14 protein-coding genes, 1 pseudogene and 1 riboswitch are annotated in these 16378 nt (G+C 74.5%); of the genes and pseudogenes, 8 read left to right on the forward strand and 7 right to left on the reverse strand.

All coding sequences use genetic code 11. The features are described 5' to 3' along the window. Nucleotides 1–33 precede the first annotated feature (33 nt). From ACZ34W_RS17565 to ACZ34W_RS17575, 3 genes are read right to left on the reverse strand one after another with little or no spacing between them, the layout of a single operon-like run. Nucleotides 34–1293 (reverse strand): bifunctional 3,4-dihydroxy-2-butanone-4-phosphate synthase/GTP cyclohydrolase II, encoded by a 1260-nt coding sequence (locus ACZ34W_RS17565; protein ID WP_329486526.1) that lies wholly within the window; start codon nucleotides 1291–1293, stop codon nucleotides 34–36. Continuing rightward, on the reverse strand, nucleotides 1290–1937 hold the full coding sequence (locus ACZ34W_RS17570; protein ID WP_329486527.1) for a nicotinamide mononucleotide transporter family protein: 648 nt from the start codon (nucleotides 1935–1937) through the stop codon (nucleotides 1290–1292). The genes ACZ34W_RS17565 and ACZ34W_RS17570 overlap by 4 nt, the downstream gene beginning before the upstream one ends. Then, entirely contained in the window at nucleotides 1934–2596 is a 663-nt protein-coding gene (locus ACZ34W_RS17575) for a riboflavin synthase (RefSeq protein ID WP_329486528.1), read from the reverse strand. Before ACZ34W_RS17575 ends, ACZ34W_RS17570 begins: the two co-directional genes overlap by 4 nt. Before the next feature lie 190 nt (nucleotides 2597–2786). Continuing rightward, a riboswitch (FMN riboswitch) is annotated at nucleotides 2787–2914 on the reverse strand. Nucleotides 2915–3161: 247 nt separating this feature from the next. On the opposite strand from ACZ34W_RS17575, the gene ACZ34W_RS17580 reads away from it, so the two are divergent. Beyond that, nucleotides 3162–3410 (forward strand): SCO4226 family nickel-binding protein, encoded by a 249-nt coding sequence (locus tag ACZ34W_RS17580; protein WP_329486529.1) that lies wholly within the window; start codon nucleotides 3162–3164, stop codon nucleotides 3408–3410. A 47-nt stretch (nucleotides 3411–3457) separates the two neighbouring features. Here the strand turns inward: ACZ34W_RS17580 and ACZ34W_RS17585 are convergent, their stop codons facing one another. Then, nucleotides 3458–3763 (reverse strand): antibiotic biosynthesis monooxygenase family protein, encoded by a 306-nt coding sequence (locus tag ACZ34W_RS17585; protein ID WP_329486530.1) that lies wholly within the window; start codon nucleotides 3761–3763, stop codon nucleotides 3458–3460. 127 nt (nucleotides 3764–3890) lie between these two features. On the opposite strand from ACZ34W_RS17585, the gene ACZ34W_RS17590 reads away from it, so the two are divergent. Both ACZ34W_RS17590 and ACZ34W_RS17595 read left to right on the forward strand, forming a co-directional pair. Continuing rightward, the gene (locus ACZ34W_RS17590; protein WP_465605060.1) at nucleotides 3891–4586 is read left to right on the forward strand and encodes an MSMEG_1061 family FMN-dependent PPOX-type flavoprotein; all 696 of its coding nucleotides are present in this window, start codon (nucleotides 3891–3893) and stop codon (nucleotides 4584–4586) included. Nucleotides 4587–4760: 174 nt separating this feature from the next. After that, nucleotides 4761–5180 (forward strand): HIT family protein, encoded by a 420-nt coding sequence (locus tag ACZ34W_RS17595; RefSeq protein WP_465605063.1) that lies wholly within the window; start codon nucleotides 4761–4763, stop codon nucleotides 5178–5180. A gap of 114 nt (nucleotides 5181–5294) precedes the next feature. Here the strand turns inward: ACZ34W_RS17595 and ACZ34W_RS17600 are convergent, their stop codons facing one another. Then, a complete protein-coding gene (locus ACZ34W_RS17600; RefSeq protein ID WP_465605066.1) occupies nucleotides 5295–6068 on the reverse strand; it encodes a GntR family transcriptional regulator in 774 nt (257 codons plus the stop codon). 297 nt (nucleotides 6069–6365) lie between these two features. Here ACZ34W_RS17600 and ACZ34W_RS17605 point away from each other — a divergent pair, with 297 nt between their 5' ends. From ACZ34W_RS17605 to ACZ34W_RS17625, 5 genes and pseudogenes are all read left to right on the forward strand, one after another. Then, nucleotides 6366–7442, forward strand: a complete 1077-nt coding sequence (locus tag ACZ34W_RS17605; protein WP_329486534.1) for a glycoside hydrolase family 19 protein — start codon at nucleotides 6366–6368, stop codon at nucleotides 7440–7442. A 156-nt stretch (nucleotides 7443–7598) separates the two neighbouring features. Beyond that, on the forward strand, nucleotides 7599–8672 hold the full coding sequence (locus ACZ34W_RS17610; protein ID WP_465605070.1) for a serine hydrolase domain-containing protein: 1074 nt from the start codon (nucleotides 7599–7601) through the stop codon (nucleotides 8670–8672). Nucleotides 8673–8805: 133 nt separating this feature from the next. Beyond that, a pseudogene (locus ACZ34W_RS17615) lies at nucleotides 8806–9989 on the forward strand (thiolase family protein). Between the two features lie 239 nt (nucleotides 9990–10228). Then, nucleotides 10229–13855: a SpoIIE family protein phosphatase gene (locus ACZ34W_RS17620; RefSeq protein WP_465605073.1), complete on the forward strand. Its 3627-nt coding sequence runs from the start codon at nucleotides 10229–10231 to the stop codon at nucleotides 13853–13855. 173 nt (nucleotides 13856–14028) lie between these two features. Further along, a complete protein-coding gene (locus tag ACZ34W_RS17625; RefSeq protein ID WP_465605076.1) occupies nucleotides 14029–14478 on the forward strand; it encodes a nuclear transport factor 2 family protein in 450 nt (149 codons plus the stop codon). Nucleotides 14479–14534: 56 nt separating this feature from the next. Here ACZ34W_RS17625 and ACZ34W_RS17630 read toward each other — a convergent pair whose 3' ends face one another. Next, complete coding sequence (locus ACZ34W_RS17630; protein ID WP_465605079.1) at nucleotides 14535–15602, reverse strand: S-adenosylmethionine:tRNA ribosyltransferase-isomerase; 1068 nt, start codon at nucleotides 15600–15602, stop codon at nucleotides 14535–14537. Further along, nucleotides 15599–16351: an SDR family NAD(P)-dependent oxidoreductase gene (locus ACZ34W_RS17635; RefSeq protein WP_465605082.1), complete on the reverse strand. Its 753-nt coding sequence runs from the start codon at nucleotides 16349–16351 to the stop codon at nucleotides 15599–15601. Before ACZ34W_RS17635 ends, ACZ34W_RS17630 begins: the two co-directional genes overlap by 4 nt. Between the last annotated feature and the right edge of the window lie 27 nt (nucleotides 16352–16378).

The following is a 16378-nucleotide window of genomic DNA, read 5'->3' on the forward strand; positions in this document are numbered from 1 at the left end:
TGTTCCTCTTTCGGGGGTCGTGACGGGGGTGCTTCAGGAGCCGAGACCGGGCAGGTCGTGGCCCATCCGGTCGCGCTTGGTCCGCAGGTAGCGCAGGTTGTGCTCGCCCGCCGGGGTCTCGACCGGCTCGCGGCCCTTGACCTTCAGGCCGTGCTCGGTGAGCGCGGCGAGCTTCTCGGGGTTGTTGGTGAGCAGGGTGAGCGAGCGGACGCCGAGGTCGCCGAGCATCTGGGCGCCGATGCTGTAGTCGCGGGCGTCGGCGGGCAGGCCGAGGTCCAGGTTGGCGTCGACGGTGTCGCGGCCCTGCTCCTGGAGCTCGTAGGCGCGCAGCTTGTGGGCGAGGCCGATGCCCCGGCCCTCGTGGCCGCGCAGGTAGAGGACGACGCCCCGGCCGGCCTCGGTCACCCTGCGCAGCGAGGCCTCCAGCTGCGGGCCGCAGTCGCAGCGCAGCGAGCCGAACACGTCACCGGTGAGGCACTCGGAGTGGACCCGCACCAGCACGTCCTCGCCGTCGGGGAGGCGGCCGTCGGCGTCCAGGCCGCCGGCCACCAGGGCGAGGTGCTCGACGCCGTCGATGGTGCCGCGGTAGCCGACGGCGGTGAACTCCCCGTACGCGGTGGGCAGCGCGGTGACGGCGGCCCGGTCCACGTGGAGTTCGGTGCGGCGGCGGTAGGCGATCAGGTCCTCGATGGAGATGATCGCCAGGCCGTGCTCGCGGGCGAAGGCGACCAGCTCGGGCAGCCGGGCCATCGTGCCGTCGTCGTTGACCACCTCGGCGATGGCGCCGGCCGGTGCCAGCCCGGCCAGCCGGGCCAGGTCGACGGCGGCCTCGGTGTGGCCGGGGCGCACGAGCACGCCGCCCTCGACGGCCCGCAGCGGGAAGACGTGCCCGGGGCGGGTGAGGTCGCCGGGCTCCGTCCCGGTGGAGGAGAGCAGCCGGACGGTCCGGGCGCGGTCGGCGGCCGAGATGCCGGTGTCGACCCCGTCGCGGGCGTCGACCGAGACGGCGTAGGCGGTGCCCTTGCGGTCCTCGTTGACCTGGGTCATCGGGGGCAGCTTGAGCCGGTCCAGCTCCGGGCCGGTCATCGGGACGCAGATCACGCCGGAGCTGTAGCGGATGGTGAAGGCCATCAGCTCGGGGGTGGCGGCGGAGGCGGCGAAGACGATGTCGCCCTCGTTCTCGCGGTCCTCGTCGTCGACCACGATCACGGCTCGGCCGAGCGCGATGTCGGCGACGGCCCGCTCGACCGGGTCGAGCGCGAGGTCGAGGTCGGCGGTCTGGTTGGCGGTCATGCCGTGGCTCCCTGCGGGACGGTGGCGGACGTGGTGCGCGGCTCACGGGTGCTCAGCCACCAGGAACGCAGGCCGAGCAGTACCAGGACGAAGTAGATCGAGTAGGTGAGGCCGGAGAAGGAGTAGCCGCTGTTGAAGGCGAGCGGGACGCCGACCACGTCGACGGCGATCCAGGCGAACCAGAACTCCACCCAGCCGCGGGCCTGGGCGACCATCGCCGCCAGCGTGCCGACGAAGATGTAGGCGTCCGACCAGGGGCTCCAGGAGAGGCTGGGGTTGGCCAGGAAGAGCCAGGCCAGCGCACCGGTGCCGAGCGCGGTGCCGGCCACCAGGGCGGCCCGCTCGGGCCAGCTCGCGAACCGGACGGCGATGCCGTCCGCCCCGCGGCGGCCGCGCCGCCACTGCGTCCAGCCCCAGGCGGCCGTGGCGACCACGATCAGCTGCTTGCCGATCAGGCCGGGGACGTGGCCGTTCAGGTAGGCCGTGATCAGCACGGCGCCGGAGAGCAGCTGCACCGGCCAGCTCCACACCGAGCGGCGCCAGCCGAGCGCGAGGCCGCCCAGGCCGAGCAGGTTGCCGATCATGTCGGCCCACTTCACGTGCTCACCGAAGACGGTGAACGCTTCTCCGCTCAGCCAGTTCACTGGGCTTCTCCGGTGATCGTCGAGGGCAGGGTGCGGGAGTCGAGCAGCCGCTCCACGTACTTGGCGAGGACGTCGACCTCCAGGTTGACGCTCTCGCCGACGGCCTTGGTGCCGAGCGTGGTCAGCGCGAGGGTGGCCGGGATGAGGCTGACGGTGAAGCTGTCGCGGGCGGCCTCGACCACGGTCAGGCTGACGCCGTCCACGGTGATCGAGCCCTTCTCCACCAGGTAGCGGGAGATGGTGGCGGGCAGCGAGAAGCGCAGCACCTCCCAGCGGAGCTTGCCGTCGGCGTCGCGCTCGCCGGGCTCGCGGCCCAACAGGGCGCCGGTGGCGTCGACATGGCCCTGGACGAGGTGCCCGCCGAGCCGTGCGCCGAGGGCCATCGCGCGTTCCAGGTTGACCCGGGAGCCGGGGGCGAGCTCGCCCAGACTGGAGCGGTGGAGCGTCTCGGCCATCACATCGGCGCTGAACTCACCGGACCGGCCGGCCAGTTCCTCGGGAGTGTCGACGACGGTCAGGCACACGCCGTTGACCGCGATGGAGTCGCCGTGGTGCGCGTCCTGACAGACCACCGGTCCGCGCAGGCGGATTCGCGAGGAGTCGCCGATCTCCTCGATCGACACGACCTCGCCGAGCTCTTCGATGATGCCGGTGAACACCCGGGTTCTCCTCGCGCTTGGGGGCGCGGACTCCGGGGCGGGCATGGGAGAGGACACGGACGGGCACGGGTGCGCGGGCCACCGGACAGGACCCGTCGCCGGGCTGTCGCGCAACCGCCGGGAGAGAGCTCTCCCGTCGCACACCTGCCCGCGGTCCACCGGGGGACCACGGGTACTGCTCATCGTCCGCCGCGCACGCCTCCCATCCGGACTTTAACCGTCGGTCCAGGAATTTCACCTGGTCAACCGGCCGCTGGCTGCGGACGGGTCGCGGACTGTAACCGCCGGTTCGGATTTTCACCGACCCCGGAGTGCGCTGAACGTCACTGCTACTACTGACGTCATTGTGCCATGGCCCGCACAGGCCCAGGGAGAGGCTTCCGCTGTGGTCTGTTTCACGCGGGCGGCGGGAATGCGCGGGGCGGCGCGGGCCCGGTGGGGCGGCCCGCGGAGGGGTGCCGGGCCGGCCGGGCCGCCGTCCGGTGGCGGCCCGGGGTGCGACGGGCGCAGGCTGGTGGTACACGGCCGGCGCCGACCGGCCGGGACTCCTGGAGGTGCGAGAACGATGGCCAAGTTCATGGACGTCCACCACGGCATGACCGGAATCACCGGCGAGGAACTGCGGATGGCCCACCAGGCGGACCTGGCGGTCCAGGAGAACGAGGGCGTGCAGTTCGAGCAGGCCTGGGCCGACCCGGAGTCCGGCACCGTCTACTGCCTCTCCGAGGCGCCGTCGAAGGAGGCCGTGCAGCGCGTCCACGAGCGCACCGGCCACCCGGCGGACGAGATCCACCCGGTGCCGCTCGTGGTCTGACGGCCCTCGCCCGGCCGGTCGCCTGCGCGCCGGGGCGGGGCGGCGTTTCAGGTGGCCGGTACCAGGGTGAAGTGGCTGACCTCGGGCGGGTGCGCGAGGTAGCGCAGCTCGCCCTCCGACCAGACCGGCCGGATCCGCCACATCGGCCCCGCGTACCCGCGTAGCGCCTCCTCGTCGCGCCACCGGCTGAGCACCAGCACCCGGTGGCCGTCCTCCGTCACCGAGCGCAGCAGTTCGCCGCCCAGACAGCCGTCGGTCCGGCCGAGCTGGGGGATCACCTGCGTGGCGAGCACCGCGCAGAACTCCTCGACGTGTCCGGCCATGACCTGCCCGGCCCAAATCCTGACGATCACGTCCACCACCTCCCGCGAAAGTCCTTGGCCCCATTATCGGCGCGGAACCGCTGGTGGGGAGGGTCCGGTGGCTCCCCGGGCAGGACCAGGGCGCCGGCCGCCGGACGAGCTTCGCTAGATTCCCGGTATGACCACCACACCGGAGACCGCCGTTCCGTCCAGCACCCCGCCCGAGGCGCCGGAGAGCCTGTTCGCCGCCCTCGGCGCCCACGCGCTGCGCACCGCGGCGGACCTCCGGGAGGTCTACGAGCAGCCCGGCGACCACGCGCGGCGCAAGCAGGTGGACCACATCCACGAGCCGGCGCGGCAGTTGATCGCCTGCTCCTCGCTGGTCCTCGTGGCGAGCGCGGACGCGGCCGGACGGTGCGACGTCTCGCCGCGCGGCGGGCCGCCCGGGCTGGTGTCGGTGCTGGACGAGCACACCCTGGCCGTCCCCGACGCCACCGGGAACAAGCGGCTGGACACCCTGCACAACATCATCGAGACCGGCCGGGTCGGGCTGCTCTTCGTGGTGCCGGGCCGGGACACCACGCTCCGGGTCAACGGGCGCGCCTGCGTCTCCACCGACCCGCGGCTGCTGGAGCAGCTGACGGCGGTCGGCAAGCCGCCGCGCAGCGCCGTCGTGGTGGCGGTCGAGGAGGTGTACGCGCACTGCCCGAAGGCGTTCCTGCGCGGCTCGGCCTGGAAGCCGGAGAACTGGCTCGGCAAGGACGAGCAGCCCAGCTCCGCCGAGGTCACCCTGTCCCACCTGCGCGATCCCGGCCTGACCATCGAGATGATCGAGGAGACCGAGCGGGAGTCGCTGCTCTACCGGTACGAGTAGGCGGTCCCGGCCGGGCGGGCCCGCACCGCGCGGCGCTGGCCCGCCCACACGTGCCGGGCTCAGGCCGCGGCCCCGACGTCCACCACGGTCGCGTCGGCGGCCGGACGGGTGAAGCGGCGCGGATGCGTGGTCCGCGGGCGTGCCGGGCCGGCGGGTGGTGGCTTGAATGGACGGATGGACTGCGTCTTCTGTGCGGTGGTGGCGGGCGAGGAGCAGGCCCACCGGGTGCTGGACGACGAGGCGGCGGTGGCCTTCCTGGACCGGCGTCCGCTCTTCCCCGGCCACGTCCTGGTCGTGCCGCGCGCCCACCACCGCACGCTGGCGGACCTGCCGGCGGCGGAGGTGGGGCCGTTCTTCCTGCGGGTGCGGCGGGTGGCCGCCGCCGTGGAGGCGGGGCTGGGGGCGGCGGGCAGCTTCGTCGCGGCGAACAACCGGATCAGCCAGTCGGTGCCGCACCTGCACGTGCACGTCGTGCCGCGCAATCCGAAGGACGGGTTGCGCGGCTTCTTCTGGCCACGGGGGACGTACCCGGACGAGGCGGCCGCGGCGGCGGTCGCCGAGCGGCTGCGGGCCGCACTCGCCGCGCCCGGGTAGCCGGACGGCCCGGGCGTCGGGTCCGCCGGGCCGGACGCGGGCGCGGCGCGACCGGGTGCGACGGGGCCGGGTGCGACGGGGCCGGGTGCGACGGGACCGGCACCGGACCGGGCGTCAGTCGGCTTCCAGCCGGGTGGTGAAGCTGAACCGGTCGCCCCGGTAGAGCGAGCGGACCCGCTCCAGCGGCACGCCGTCCGCGTCCCTGGTGAGCCGGTGGAGCAGCAGCATCGGCAGGGCGGGCGGGGTGCCGATCAGCAGCGCCTCGCGCGGGGAGGCGAGCACCGTCTCGATCCGCTCGTCGGCCCCGCCGAACTCGATGCCGGCCTTCTCCCGGAGGAAGGCGTAGAAGGACGCCCCGGGCTCGAACTCCCGGTCCAGCGCGGGCACCCGGGCCACCGCCAGGTAGGTGCTCTCCAGGCCGACCCGCTCGCCGTCCGCGAGCAGCACCCGCTCCAGGTGCCAGACCTGCTCCCCCACCGCGACGGCCAGTTGCCCGGCGAGCAGCGGATCGGCGGCGAACCGCTCCAGCCCGATCAGGTTGCGGCCGGGCAGCCGCCCCTGGCGGCGGACGCCCTCGGTGTAGCTGGCCAGCGAGAGCGGCTGCTCCAGCTTCGGCCCGGCGACCACGGTGCTGCGGCCGCGGCGGCGGACCCGGCCCTGGATCAGCAGATCGCGCAGTGCCTGGCGGAGGGTCTCCCGGGCCACCTCGAATCGGGCCGCGAGATCGCGCTCGGTCGGCAGCACGCCGCCCTCGCCGAGCTCGTCCAGCAACTCCTCCAGCCGGCCCTTGACGGCGTAGTACTTGGGCACCCGACCGTGGTCGGGGATCCCCGACCTGTTCGGCGCGCCGGGACCGGTCGAGGCGGCCGGCCCGGGAGTCTCTTCCATGGCGCCATCCTCGCAGACTCCGCGGCACCGTCCGGTTCCGGCCGAATTCGCCCCGAACCCCCGTCATGCCCTTGACAGGTATAGACCATTCCGCTTGAGTCTGGGGTTAACCCCGCACGGCCCGCACCGGCCCGTACCCCCGGCCGGCCCGCACCTCCCCCGGCCGCATCCCGGTCGGCCGCACCTCGGGCGGCCCGTCCCCCCACGACGCGCCGCACACCGCGGGGCCGCGCGCTCCCTGTCACGACCCACCTCCCTCCACGACCGTGCGGCCCCCACCGCACAAGGGGTGATCAAGTGTCAACGAAACGCCTGCTCGCACTGCTGTCCGCGCTGGTCACGGCGCTGGCCGTGTTCCTGCTGCTGCCCGCCTCGGCGGCCAACGCGGCCGCCTGCGCCACGCCGTGGAACGCGTCCACCGCGTACACCGGCGGCGCGGCCGTCTCCTACAACGGGCACAACTGGTCCGCCAAGTGGTGGACCCAGAACGAGACCCCGAGCACCGCCGGCACCGGCGTCTGGGCCGACCAGGGCTCCTGCGGCGGGTCGACCGACCCGACGCCGACCCCGGGCGGCTGCGTCTACCCGGACTGGGTCGCCGGACGCGCGTACACCACCGGCGCGATCGTCCGCTACACCAACGGCGGGTACTACCGGGCCACCCACGACAACCCGGGCTACGACCCGGTGATCAGCACCTGGTACTGGGAGCCGTACAGCTGCGGCCCGACCACCCCCACCACCCCGAACCCCGGCGGGTTCCCGGTCAGCCAGGCGCAGTTCAACCAGATGTTCCCGAACCGGAACTCCTTCTACACCTACCAGGGGCTGCTCGACGCGCTCAGCGCCTACCCGGCCTTCGCGAACACCGGCGGCGACACCGTCCGCAAGCAGGAGGCCGCGGCCTTCCTCGCCAACGTGAACCACGAGACCGGCGGGCTGGTCTACGTGGTCGAGCAGAACACGGCCAACTACCCCCACTACTGCGACAGCTCGCAGCCGTACGGGTGCCCGGCCGGGCAGGCCGCGTACTACGGGCGCGGTCCGATCCAGCTGAGCTGGAACTTCAACTACAAGGCCGCCGGCGACGCCCTGGGCATCGACCTGCTGCACAACCCCGGCCTGGTGCAGACCGACCCGGCGGTGGCCTGGAAGACCGCCCTCTGGTACTGGAACACCCAGACCGGCCCGGGCACCATGACCCCGCACAACGCCATGGTCAACGGGGCCGGCTTCGGCGAGACGATCCGCAGCATCAACGGCTCGCTGGAGTGCAACGGCGGCAACCCGGCGCAGGTGCAGAGCCGGATCAACGCCTACCAGTCCTTCACCCAGATCCTCGGCACCGTCCCGGGCCCGAACCTGGGCTGCTGACGCCGCGCCAGGGGCGACTCCGCCCCGCTACGCCCCGCCGCTCTCCCCGCACATCAGGGGGAGCAGCGGGGCGTACTCCTGACGGAGGACCGGCGGGGGCGGGAATCGTCGTCCGGGCGGACGACCGGGCTCCGCCGGACACCTAGGCTCGAAGCCATGAACGACCTTGGCAGCCTTGTCCAACAGACCGCCGACCGGCTCGCGACCCAGCAGGTCGGCGTGGTGGTCGCCGGCCTGGCCGGCGGCGCGGTGGAGATCCGGGGCGCCGGGAGCACCGCCGCCGGCCGGCCCGGTGACGTGCCCGGCCCGCGGACGGTCTTCGAAATCGGTTCGGTGACCAAGGTGTTCACCTCGCTCGCGCTGGCCCGAATGGCGCTCGACGGCTCGACGGCGCTCGACGAACCGCTGGCGGACGTCCTGGCGGGCGCCCTGCCGGCCGGGGTGAGCGTGCCGGCCAGGCGCGGCAGGCCGATCGCGCTGCGGCACCTCGCCACCCACACCTCCGGCCTGCCCCGGCTGCCCGCCGGGATGCTGCTGCCCGCACTGCTCCGCCCGAACAAGCCGGACCCGTACCGCGACTGCACCTCCGACATGCTGCTCACCGGGCTCGCCCGGACCAGACCCCGGGCCGCTCCCGGGCGGGGCTTCCGCTACTCCAACCTCGGCGCCGGGCTGCTCGGCCTGGCGCTGGCCCACCGGGCCGGCACCGGGTACGAGGAGCTGGTGACCCGGGAGGTCTGCGAACCGCTCGGGCTCACCGACACGGTGATCCGCGTCGACGGGGAGCGGGCCGGCCGGCTCGCCCAGGGCCACACGCCCGGGCGCCGACCGGTGCCCGGCTGGCAGCTGGCCGACCTCGCCGGCGCCGGCGGGCTCCGCTCGACCGCCGCCGACCTGGCGGTACTGCTCCGGGCCCAGCTGGCCTGCGGCACGGGCGGCGGCGAGCCCCTGGCGCCGGCGATCGCCCTCACCCGGGAGGTGGAGCACCGGGTCAACCCGTTCGCCTGGGTGCACCTCGGCTGGCTCGGCCACCGGCTGCACCCCCGCCAGGGCGGCCACCTGCAGATCTGGCACAACGGCGGAACGGGCGGCTTCCGCTCCTTCGTCGCCTTCGACCCCGAGAAGCAGGTGGGCGTGATCGCCCTGGCCAACACCCGCCGCTCGGTCGATCCGGGCGGCATAGCCCTGCTGCGGACCCTGCAGAGCCGTTACCCGGAGGCCGCCGCCTGACCGGACCCGAGGACGGAGGAGGTTCGATGGTTGGATTTCCAAACCCACTCCCCTATAGTGGGTTCGGCTTTCCAACTACCCTCGTGCCCCGGGCCCGACCGCCCGGCGCCCCTCGCAGAGGAAGGCGGCCGTCATGCGTGACGCCGTAATCGTCGAAGCTATCCGCACCCCCATCGGCAAGGGCAAACCGGGGGCGCGCTCTCCGCCGTCCACCCGGTGGAACTTCTCGCGCACACCCTCCGGACCCTGGTCGGACGCAGCGGGATCGACCCGGCCCTGGTCGACGACGTGATCGGCGGCTGCGTCGACCAGGTCGGCGAGCAGGCCATGAACACCACCCGCTACGCCTGGCTGGCGGCCGGCCTGCCGGAGTCCGTCCCGGCGACCACCGTGGACCGGCAGTGCGGCTCCTCCCAGCAGGCCGTCCACTTCGCCGCCCAGGGCGTGATCGCGGGCGCGTACGACCTGGTGGTGGCCTGCGGCGTCGAGTCGATGAGCCGGGTGCCGATGTGGTCCAACGTGCCGCCCGGCGCGGACCCGTTCAGCGCCGCGATCAACGCACGCTACCCCGGCGGGCTGATCCCGCAGGGCGTCAGCGCCGAGCTGATCGCCGCCAAGTGGTCCGTCACCCGGGAGGCGATGGACGCCTTCGCCCTCGACTCGCACGCCAAGGCCGCGCACGCCCACGCCGCCGGCTGGTTCGAGGCGGAGCTGGCCCCGGTGCCGACGCCCGCCGGGATCGTCACGAGGGACGAGTCGGTGCGTCCGGGCAGCACACCCGAGGTGCTCGCCGGACTGCGGCCCTCCTTCACCGACCCCGCCATGGCCGAGCGGTACCCGCAGATCCAGTGGTCGGTGACGCCCGGCAACAGCAGCCCGATCAACGACGGCGCCTCGGCGGTGCTGATCACCAGCAGCGAGACGGCCGCCCGGCTGGGCCTGCGCCCGCTGGCCCGGCTGCACTCCTTCGCGGTGACCGGTTCGGACCCGCTGCTGATGCTCACCGGCGTGCTCCCCGCCACCGAGAAGGTACTGCGGCGGTCCGGGCTCTCGCCGGCGGACATCGACCTGTTCGAGGTGAACGAGGCGTTCGCCTCGGTGGTGCTGGCCTGGCTCCAGGAGACCGGGGTCGACCCGGCCAAGGTCAACGTGAACGGCGGCGCGATCGCGCTCGGCCACCCGCTCGGGGCGAGCGGCACCCGGCTGATGACCACCCTGGTGCACGCGATGCGCCGGCGCGGCGCGCGCTACGCCCTGCAGACCATGTGCGAGGCAGGCGGCCTGGCCAACGCCACCGTCCTGGAGGCGCTGGACTGACCTCGCGGGCCCGACCGCGGTGGCGCGCCCCCGTCCCGCCCCGAGCGGCCGTGGCAGGGCGGGCGGCGGCGCCCCGGCGGAGTGCGCGGGGCGGGGGTGCGGGGGCCGTGGGAAGATGGCAGGGCTGGCAGAAACGATCTCCGGGCGGTTCTCTGGCCATGGTGAACGAGCAACGTGATACCGGCGGCTCCGAGGGGCCGCGCCCGGGCGCCGGGGGGTCGCGTCAGGACGCCCTGCTGATGGTCCCGATCGCGACCGCCCTGATCGAGGCGGACGGGCGGATCCTGCACTGGAGCAGTGACGCCGAGGCGTTGCTCGGTTACAGCGCCGAGGAGGCCATCGGTTCGCTGGCCGCGCAGCTGCTGGCCACCGACGACCAGCGGCCCGAGGTCCTGGAGCTCTTCCAGGAGATCGTGGACGGGCGCGGCTGGTCAGGCGTCTTCCCGGTCCGGCACCGGGACGGCCACTACGTGAACCTGGAGTTCCGCACCCACCCGATCTCCGGCCCCGGCGGCAGTCCGCTGGTGCTGGCCGTCGCGTCCGACGTGACGACGCTGCGCCGGATCCAGGCGGACCTCGCCGTCCTGGACGGGTTCTTCACGCAGTCCCCCGTCGGGATGGCCGTGTACGACAGCCGGCTGGCCTTCGTCCGGCTGAACGACGCACTGGCCCGGGTCAACGGCCTGCCCGCCGAGGCGCACCTGGGCCACCGCCTCACCGAACTGCTGCCCGGCATCAACGGCGCCGAGAGCGAGGAGGTGATGCGGCAGGTGCTGGAGAGCGGCGATCCGGTCGTGGACGCCCGCTCGCACGGCCGCACCCCCGGCGACCCGACGCACGACCACGCCTGGTCGGCCTCCTACTTCCGGCTGGAGGACCCGGGCGGCGAGGTCCTCGGGGTCAGCTCGACGCTCATCGACATCACCGAACGGTTCCGCGCGGACGCCCGGGCCGCCCGCGCCCAGGAGCGGCTGGCGCTGCTCGTCGACGCCACCGCCTCCATCGGCACCACCCTGGACCTGCGGCAGACCGCCCGGGAGCTGGCCGACGCGATGGTGCCCAGGGTCGCCGACATCAGCGGGGTGTTCGCGCTGGAGGCCCTGGTCGCCGGACGCACCGTGGAGCCGCTCGACCCGTCCGTCCCGCACCTGGTCCGCCGGCTGGCGCTCGCCACCACCGACCCGCTCTACCCCGCCGAGGCACTGCCGGTGGACTCGGTGTACGAGCTGTCGCCGGACTCCCCGTACGGGAGGGCGCTGGCGACCGGGCGGACGGTGGTGACGCCGTCCTGGGAGCTGCCGCCGCTGAGTTCGGCGATCACCGAGAGCCGCCGGCAGGCCTACCTCGGCGACCGGCCCCGCTCGGTGCGGATCACCCCGCTGGTGGCGCGCGGCACCACGCTCGGCATGGTGGTGTACTCCCGGCGCGGCGAGCGGGAGGCGTTCGCCGAGGCGGACATCACGCTCGGTGACGAGCTGGCCTCGCGGGCCGCCGTCGCCATCGACAACGCCCGGCTCTACCTGCGCCAGCACCAGACGGTGCTCGCCCGCCAGCAGGCGCTGCGCGAGGCGAAGGCCGCGCAGGAACGGCTGGCCCTGGTCAACGTCGCCTCGGCGCGGATCGGCACCACCCTCGACCTGGCGCAGACCGCGAAGGAGCTGGCCGAGGTCGCGACGCCCCGGCTGGCCGACACCGTGGTGGTGGAGGTGCTGGACGACCTGGTGCGCGGCGAGCGCGAGGTCCGCGCCCCGGCGGACGGCTCCGCCGTGCTGCGCCGGATGGCGTTCCACTCGGCGCACGGCTCGACGCTGGAGCCGATCGACCGCACCGGCGGGGTGCAGCGGTTCGCGCCCGGCTCGCCGTACGCGTGGAGCCTCGCCCACCGCAAGCCGGTGCTGGTGCCGCGGATGGACGAGGAGGGGATGGCCTGGTTCGCCGACGACCCCGTCCGCACCGCGGCCGCGCGGGAGCAGAACGTCCTCTCGTTCATGGTGGTGCCGCTGATCGCCCGCGGCTCGCCGGTCGGCGTCGCCGCCTTCTACCGGACGGTGGTCGAACGACCGTACGAGGACGACGACCTGGCGCTCGCCGGGGAGCTGGCGGTCCGGGCGGCCGTCTCGATCGACAACGCGCTGCTGTTCACCCGGGAGCGCGACGCGGCCGCCGCCCGCCAGCGCGCCCTGGACGAGGCCTGGGCGGCCCAGCAGCGGCTCTCCCTGCTCAACGAGGCGAGCACCCGGATCGGCACCACGCTCGATCTGCACCGCACCGCCGAGGAGTTGGTGGAGGTGGTGATCCCGCGGTTCGCCGACTTCGTCACCGTCGACCTGCGCGACGCGGTGCTCGGCGGCGAGGACCCGAGCCCGGTACCGGACGACGGCTCCGTCCTGATGCGGGCGGTCGCCGTCGGCGAGGCCAGCCCGGACGGCACCATGGCGGCCGCCGCCGACCAGGTGGGCGCCACCTCGCAGTCCGCCCAGGTGTACGCGCAGAGCCTGCGCACCGGCCGGTCGATCCTGGTCTCGGAGGTGGACGAGACGGCGCTGCGCGGGATCGTGGCCGCGCCGGACCGGGTGCAGCCGGGCCTGGACGCCGGGGTGCACTCCTATCTGATGGTGCCGCTGCTGGCCCGCGGGATGGTGCTGGGCGGCGCGGAGTTCCTGCGGACGAGGAACCCGGTGCCGTACGGGCCGGCGGACCGCGCCCTCGCCGAGGAGCTGGCCGCGCGGACGGCGCTCGCGATGGACAACGCCCGGCTCTACCGCCGCGAACGGGACACCGCGCTCACCCTGCAGCGCAGCCTGCTGCCGCAGGAGATCCACCGCGCGATCGGCCTGGAGATCGCCTACCGCTACCTGCCCAGCAGCGTGGTCAGCGAGGTCGGCGGCGACTGGTTCGACATCGTCCCGCTCTCCTCCGGCCGGGTCGCGCTGGTGGTCGGCGACGTGATGGGCCACGGCATCCGGGCCGCCGCCACGATGGGCCAGCTGCGCACCGTGGCACGGACGTTGATCACCCTCGACCTCGACCCGGAACGGGTGATGCACCGGCTCGACGAGGCCACCGCGGAGATCGGCGAGGGCCAGTTCGCCACCTGCGTCTGCGTGATCTACGACCCGGTGGACCGGCGCTGCACCGCCGCCTGCGCGGGCCACCTGCCGCCGGTGGTGGCCGACGCCAACGGCCGGGCCCAGCTGGTCGAACTGCCCCCGGGCGCACCGCTCGGCGTCGGCGGGGTCCCCTTCGAGAGCATCGAGTTCACGCTCCCGGAGGACGGCATCCTGGCGCTCTACACGGACGGCCTGGTCGAGCGCCGGGGCCGCGACCTCGACGAGGGCCTGGACCTGCTCTGCCGGACCGTCGGCGACCGGCACCGCACGCTGGAGCAGACCTGCGACGCCGTGCTCGCCCAACTCACCGGCCGCACCAGCGAGGACGACATCGCGATCATCCTGGCCCAGGCCCGGCCGACCGGCACCGACCGGATCGCCACCCTCTCGCTCAGCGACGACCACGCGATGGTCGCGCACTCCCGCCGCTTCACCCGGGAGACGCTGACCGGCTGGGGCCTGGGCGCGCTCGCCGACTGGACCGAACTGCTCACCAGCGAGCTGATCACCAACGCGCTGGTGCACGCCGGATCCCCCGTCCAGCTGCGGCTGTTCCACAACCGGGTGCTCACCGTGGAGGTCGCCGACCGGGACAGCGAGTCGCCGCGGATCCGCCGCGCCCAGGAGGAGGACGAGGGCGGGCGCGGCATGCACCTGGTCAACGAACTCGCGCACCGCTGGGGCACCCGCCGCACCCGGGAGGGCAAGGTGGTCTGGTTCGAGCTGGAGCTGCCGCCGGGCAGCCGGCCCTGGTAGCTCCTCTCCCGGCCGCGCACCCGCCCCGGCCTGGTACGACAACCGATCCTTGTCGCCGCCCACGCCGGGTTGTTGGCCCGCCCGGCGGCCGGGCGGTTGGCTTGGTCCCACAGGACGGCGCGGCCGGGCGAGGGGCCCGGCGACCGTCCGGGACCGCAACCCGAGGAGCCGTCGTGAACCGAGCCGTCGTGAACCAGCTGGCCCCCCGCACCGTCGTGGAGCGCTACGTCACCGCCATCGCCGAGGGCGACCTGCCCACCGCGGCGGCCTCGTTCGCCGAGGACGCCACCTGGTCCTACCCGGGCGACCTGCCGCTGTCCGGGGTCTGGCGCGGCCGGACCGCCATCCTCGACGACTTCCTCGGCTCGGTGGGCACGCTGTTCGCGCCCGGCACCCCCCTGGAGGTGACGCTGACCGGTCTGCTCGCCGACGGCCCGCAGGTGGTCGCCGAGTGGACCGCACGGGGGACGGCGGCCAACGGCGCCGCCTACCACAACCGGTGCCTGGGCGTCTTCACCGTCGAGAACGGCCTGATCACCGCCGTCCGCGAGTACCTCGACACCGACCACGCGGCGCGCACGCTCTTCGCGCCCGCGGCCGCGCCCGCGCCCGCGGCCGGCTGACGGCTGACGGCTGACGGCTGACGGCCGGCTGACGGCCGGCCGCCGCCCGGCCGGGCCTAGTCCGGCAGCAGCAGGTTGACGTCGCCGAACTCGTGCCACAGGTAGCGCTCCTGGACGGCCGCCGCGTAGCAGCGTTCGAGCAGCGGCCGGCCGGCCACCGCGGCGAGCATCAGCAGATGGGACGCGCGGGGCTCGTGCCAGCCGGTGAGCAGGCCGTCCACCGCGCGCACCCCGCGCTCGGGGGTGACCACCACTTCGGTCCAGCCCTCGGCCTCCCGGACGCTCCCGTCCGGCCCGACCGCCGACTCCAGGGCCCGGACGGCGGTGGTGCCGACCGCGATCACCCGCCCGCCACCGGCCCGGACGTGGCCGACCAGCCGGGCCGTGGCGGCCGGTACCCGGAACCACTCGGCGTACGGCGCCTCGTGCGCCTCCGGCGAGGCGACACCGGTGTGCAGCGTGATCGGCGCGACCAGCACGCCCCGCCCGGCCAGCCGGGCCACCACCCCGGCGGTGAACGGCCGGGCGGCGCTGGGCATCTCGCTGCTGCCCGGAACGGTGGCGAAGACCGTCTGGTAGGCCTCGATCGGCCAGTCCCGGTCCACGTAGCCGTACCGGATCGCCTTGCCGTGGCGGCCCAGGTAGGCCACCAGCGGTTCGGGCAGGGCGAGTCGGGCGTGCCAGAGCCGGGGCGTGAACGCCTCGACCAGGTCGGCCGCGGCGCCGCCCGGCAGCGCCACCCGCAGCCCCGGCCGGGCCGGGGACTCCTCCGATGGCCAGAAGGCGGCCGCCGCGCCGGGGGCGGGGCGGCGCAGCTCGACCAGGAAGGCCCCGCGCCGGTCCGGCCGGGCCGAGGAGAGGTGCAGCGCCACGGGGGTGCCGTCGGCCAGCCGGCCGGGCAGCGCGGCGGGCAGGGTCGCCGAGTTGTTCACCACCAGGAGGTCCCCGGGGCGCAGCATCTCGGGGAGCTCGGTGAAGCGGCGGTGCCCGACGGCCGGCCCGCTCCGGCGGCCGACCAGCATCCGCACGCCGTCGCGGGCGGTGCCGCGCGCCTCCGCCGGGGCCCGGGCGGAGAGTTCGGGCGGGACGGTGACGTCGATCCCGGGGACCGCGGCGGCGGTCATCGCGCGGCCCGCGCACCTGCCGGGAGGTGCGCGGCACGGTAGCGGCCGGAGGGCCGGCTGCCGCCCACCAGGGCGAGCAGCGCGGGCACCACGGTCTCGGGGAGCGGCTCGCCGGAGATGTCCTCGCCCGGGCAGGCGTCCTGGTACATCCGGGTGCGCATGCTGCCCGGGTCCACCGCCCAGACCCACACCGCCTCCTCCTCCCGGGCCAGCACGGCGGAGGCCTGGTCCAGTGCCGCCTTGCTGGCGCCGTAGCCGCCCCACCCGGGGTAGGCCTCGACGGCCGCGTCCGAGCTGATGTTCAGGACGGCCCCGCCGTGCCGGCGCAGCTGGGGCAGCACGAGCTGGGTGAGCGCGATCGGCGCCAGGGCGTTGACCTCGAAGGTCTCCAGCAGATCGGGCAGCGGGACGTCGGCGAGGCGGGGCAGCGGGACGTCGGTCGTGTCGGAGCCGTTGAGCGTGCCGGCGTTGTTGACCAGGAGCCGTGCTCCGCCGAGGCCGGCGGCCGCCTCGGCGAGGCGGGCCCGGTGGCCGTCGTCGACGACCGAGCCGGCCGGCGCGACCACCGTGGTGACGGCGGCCAGTTCGGCCTCGACGGCGGAGAGTTCGGCCGCGTCGCGGGCGGTGATCACCAGCTGCCAGCCGTCGGCGGCGAGCGCCCGGGCCAGCGCCCGGCCGAGGCCGCGCGAGGCACCGGTGACCACGGCGACGGGGGCGGCGGATCCTGCGGTGTGCTGAGGTGCGTTCATGGCACCACGATCGCTCCGGGGCGGTCC

The organism is Kitasatospora sp. NPDC022856 (genome assembly GCF_055561235.1).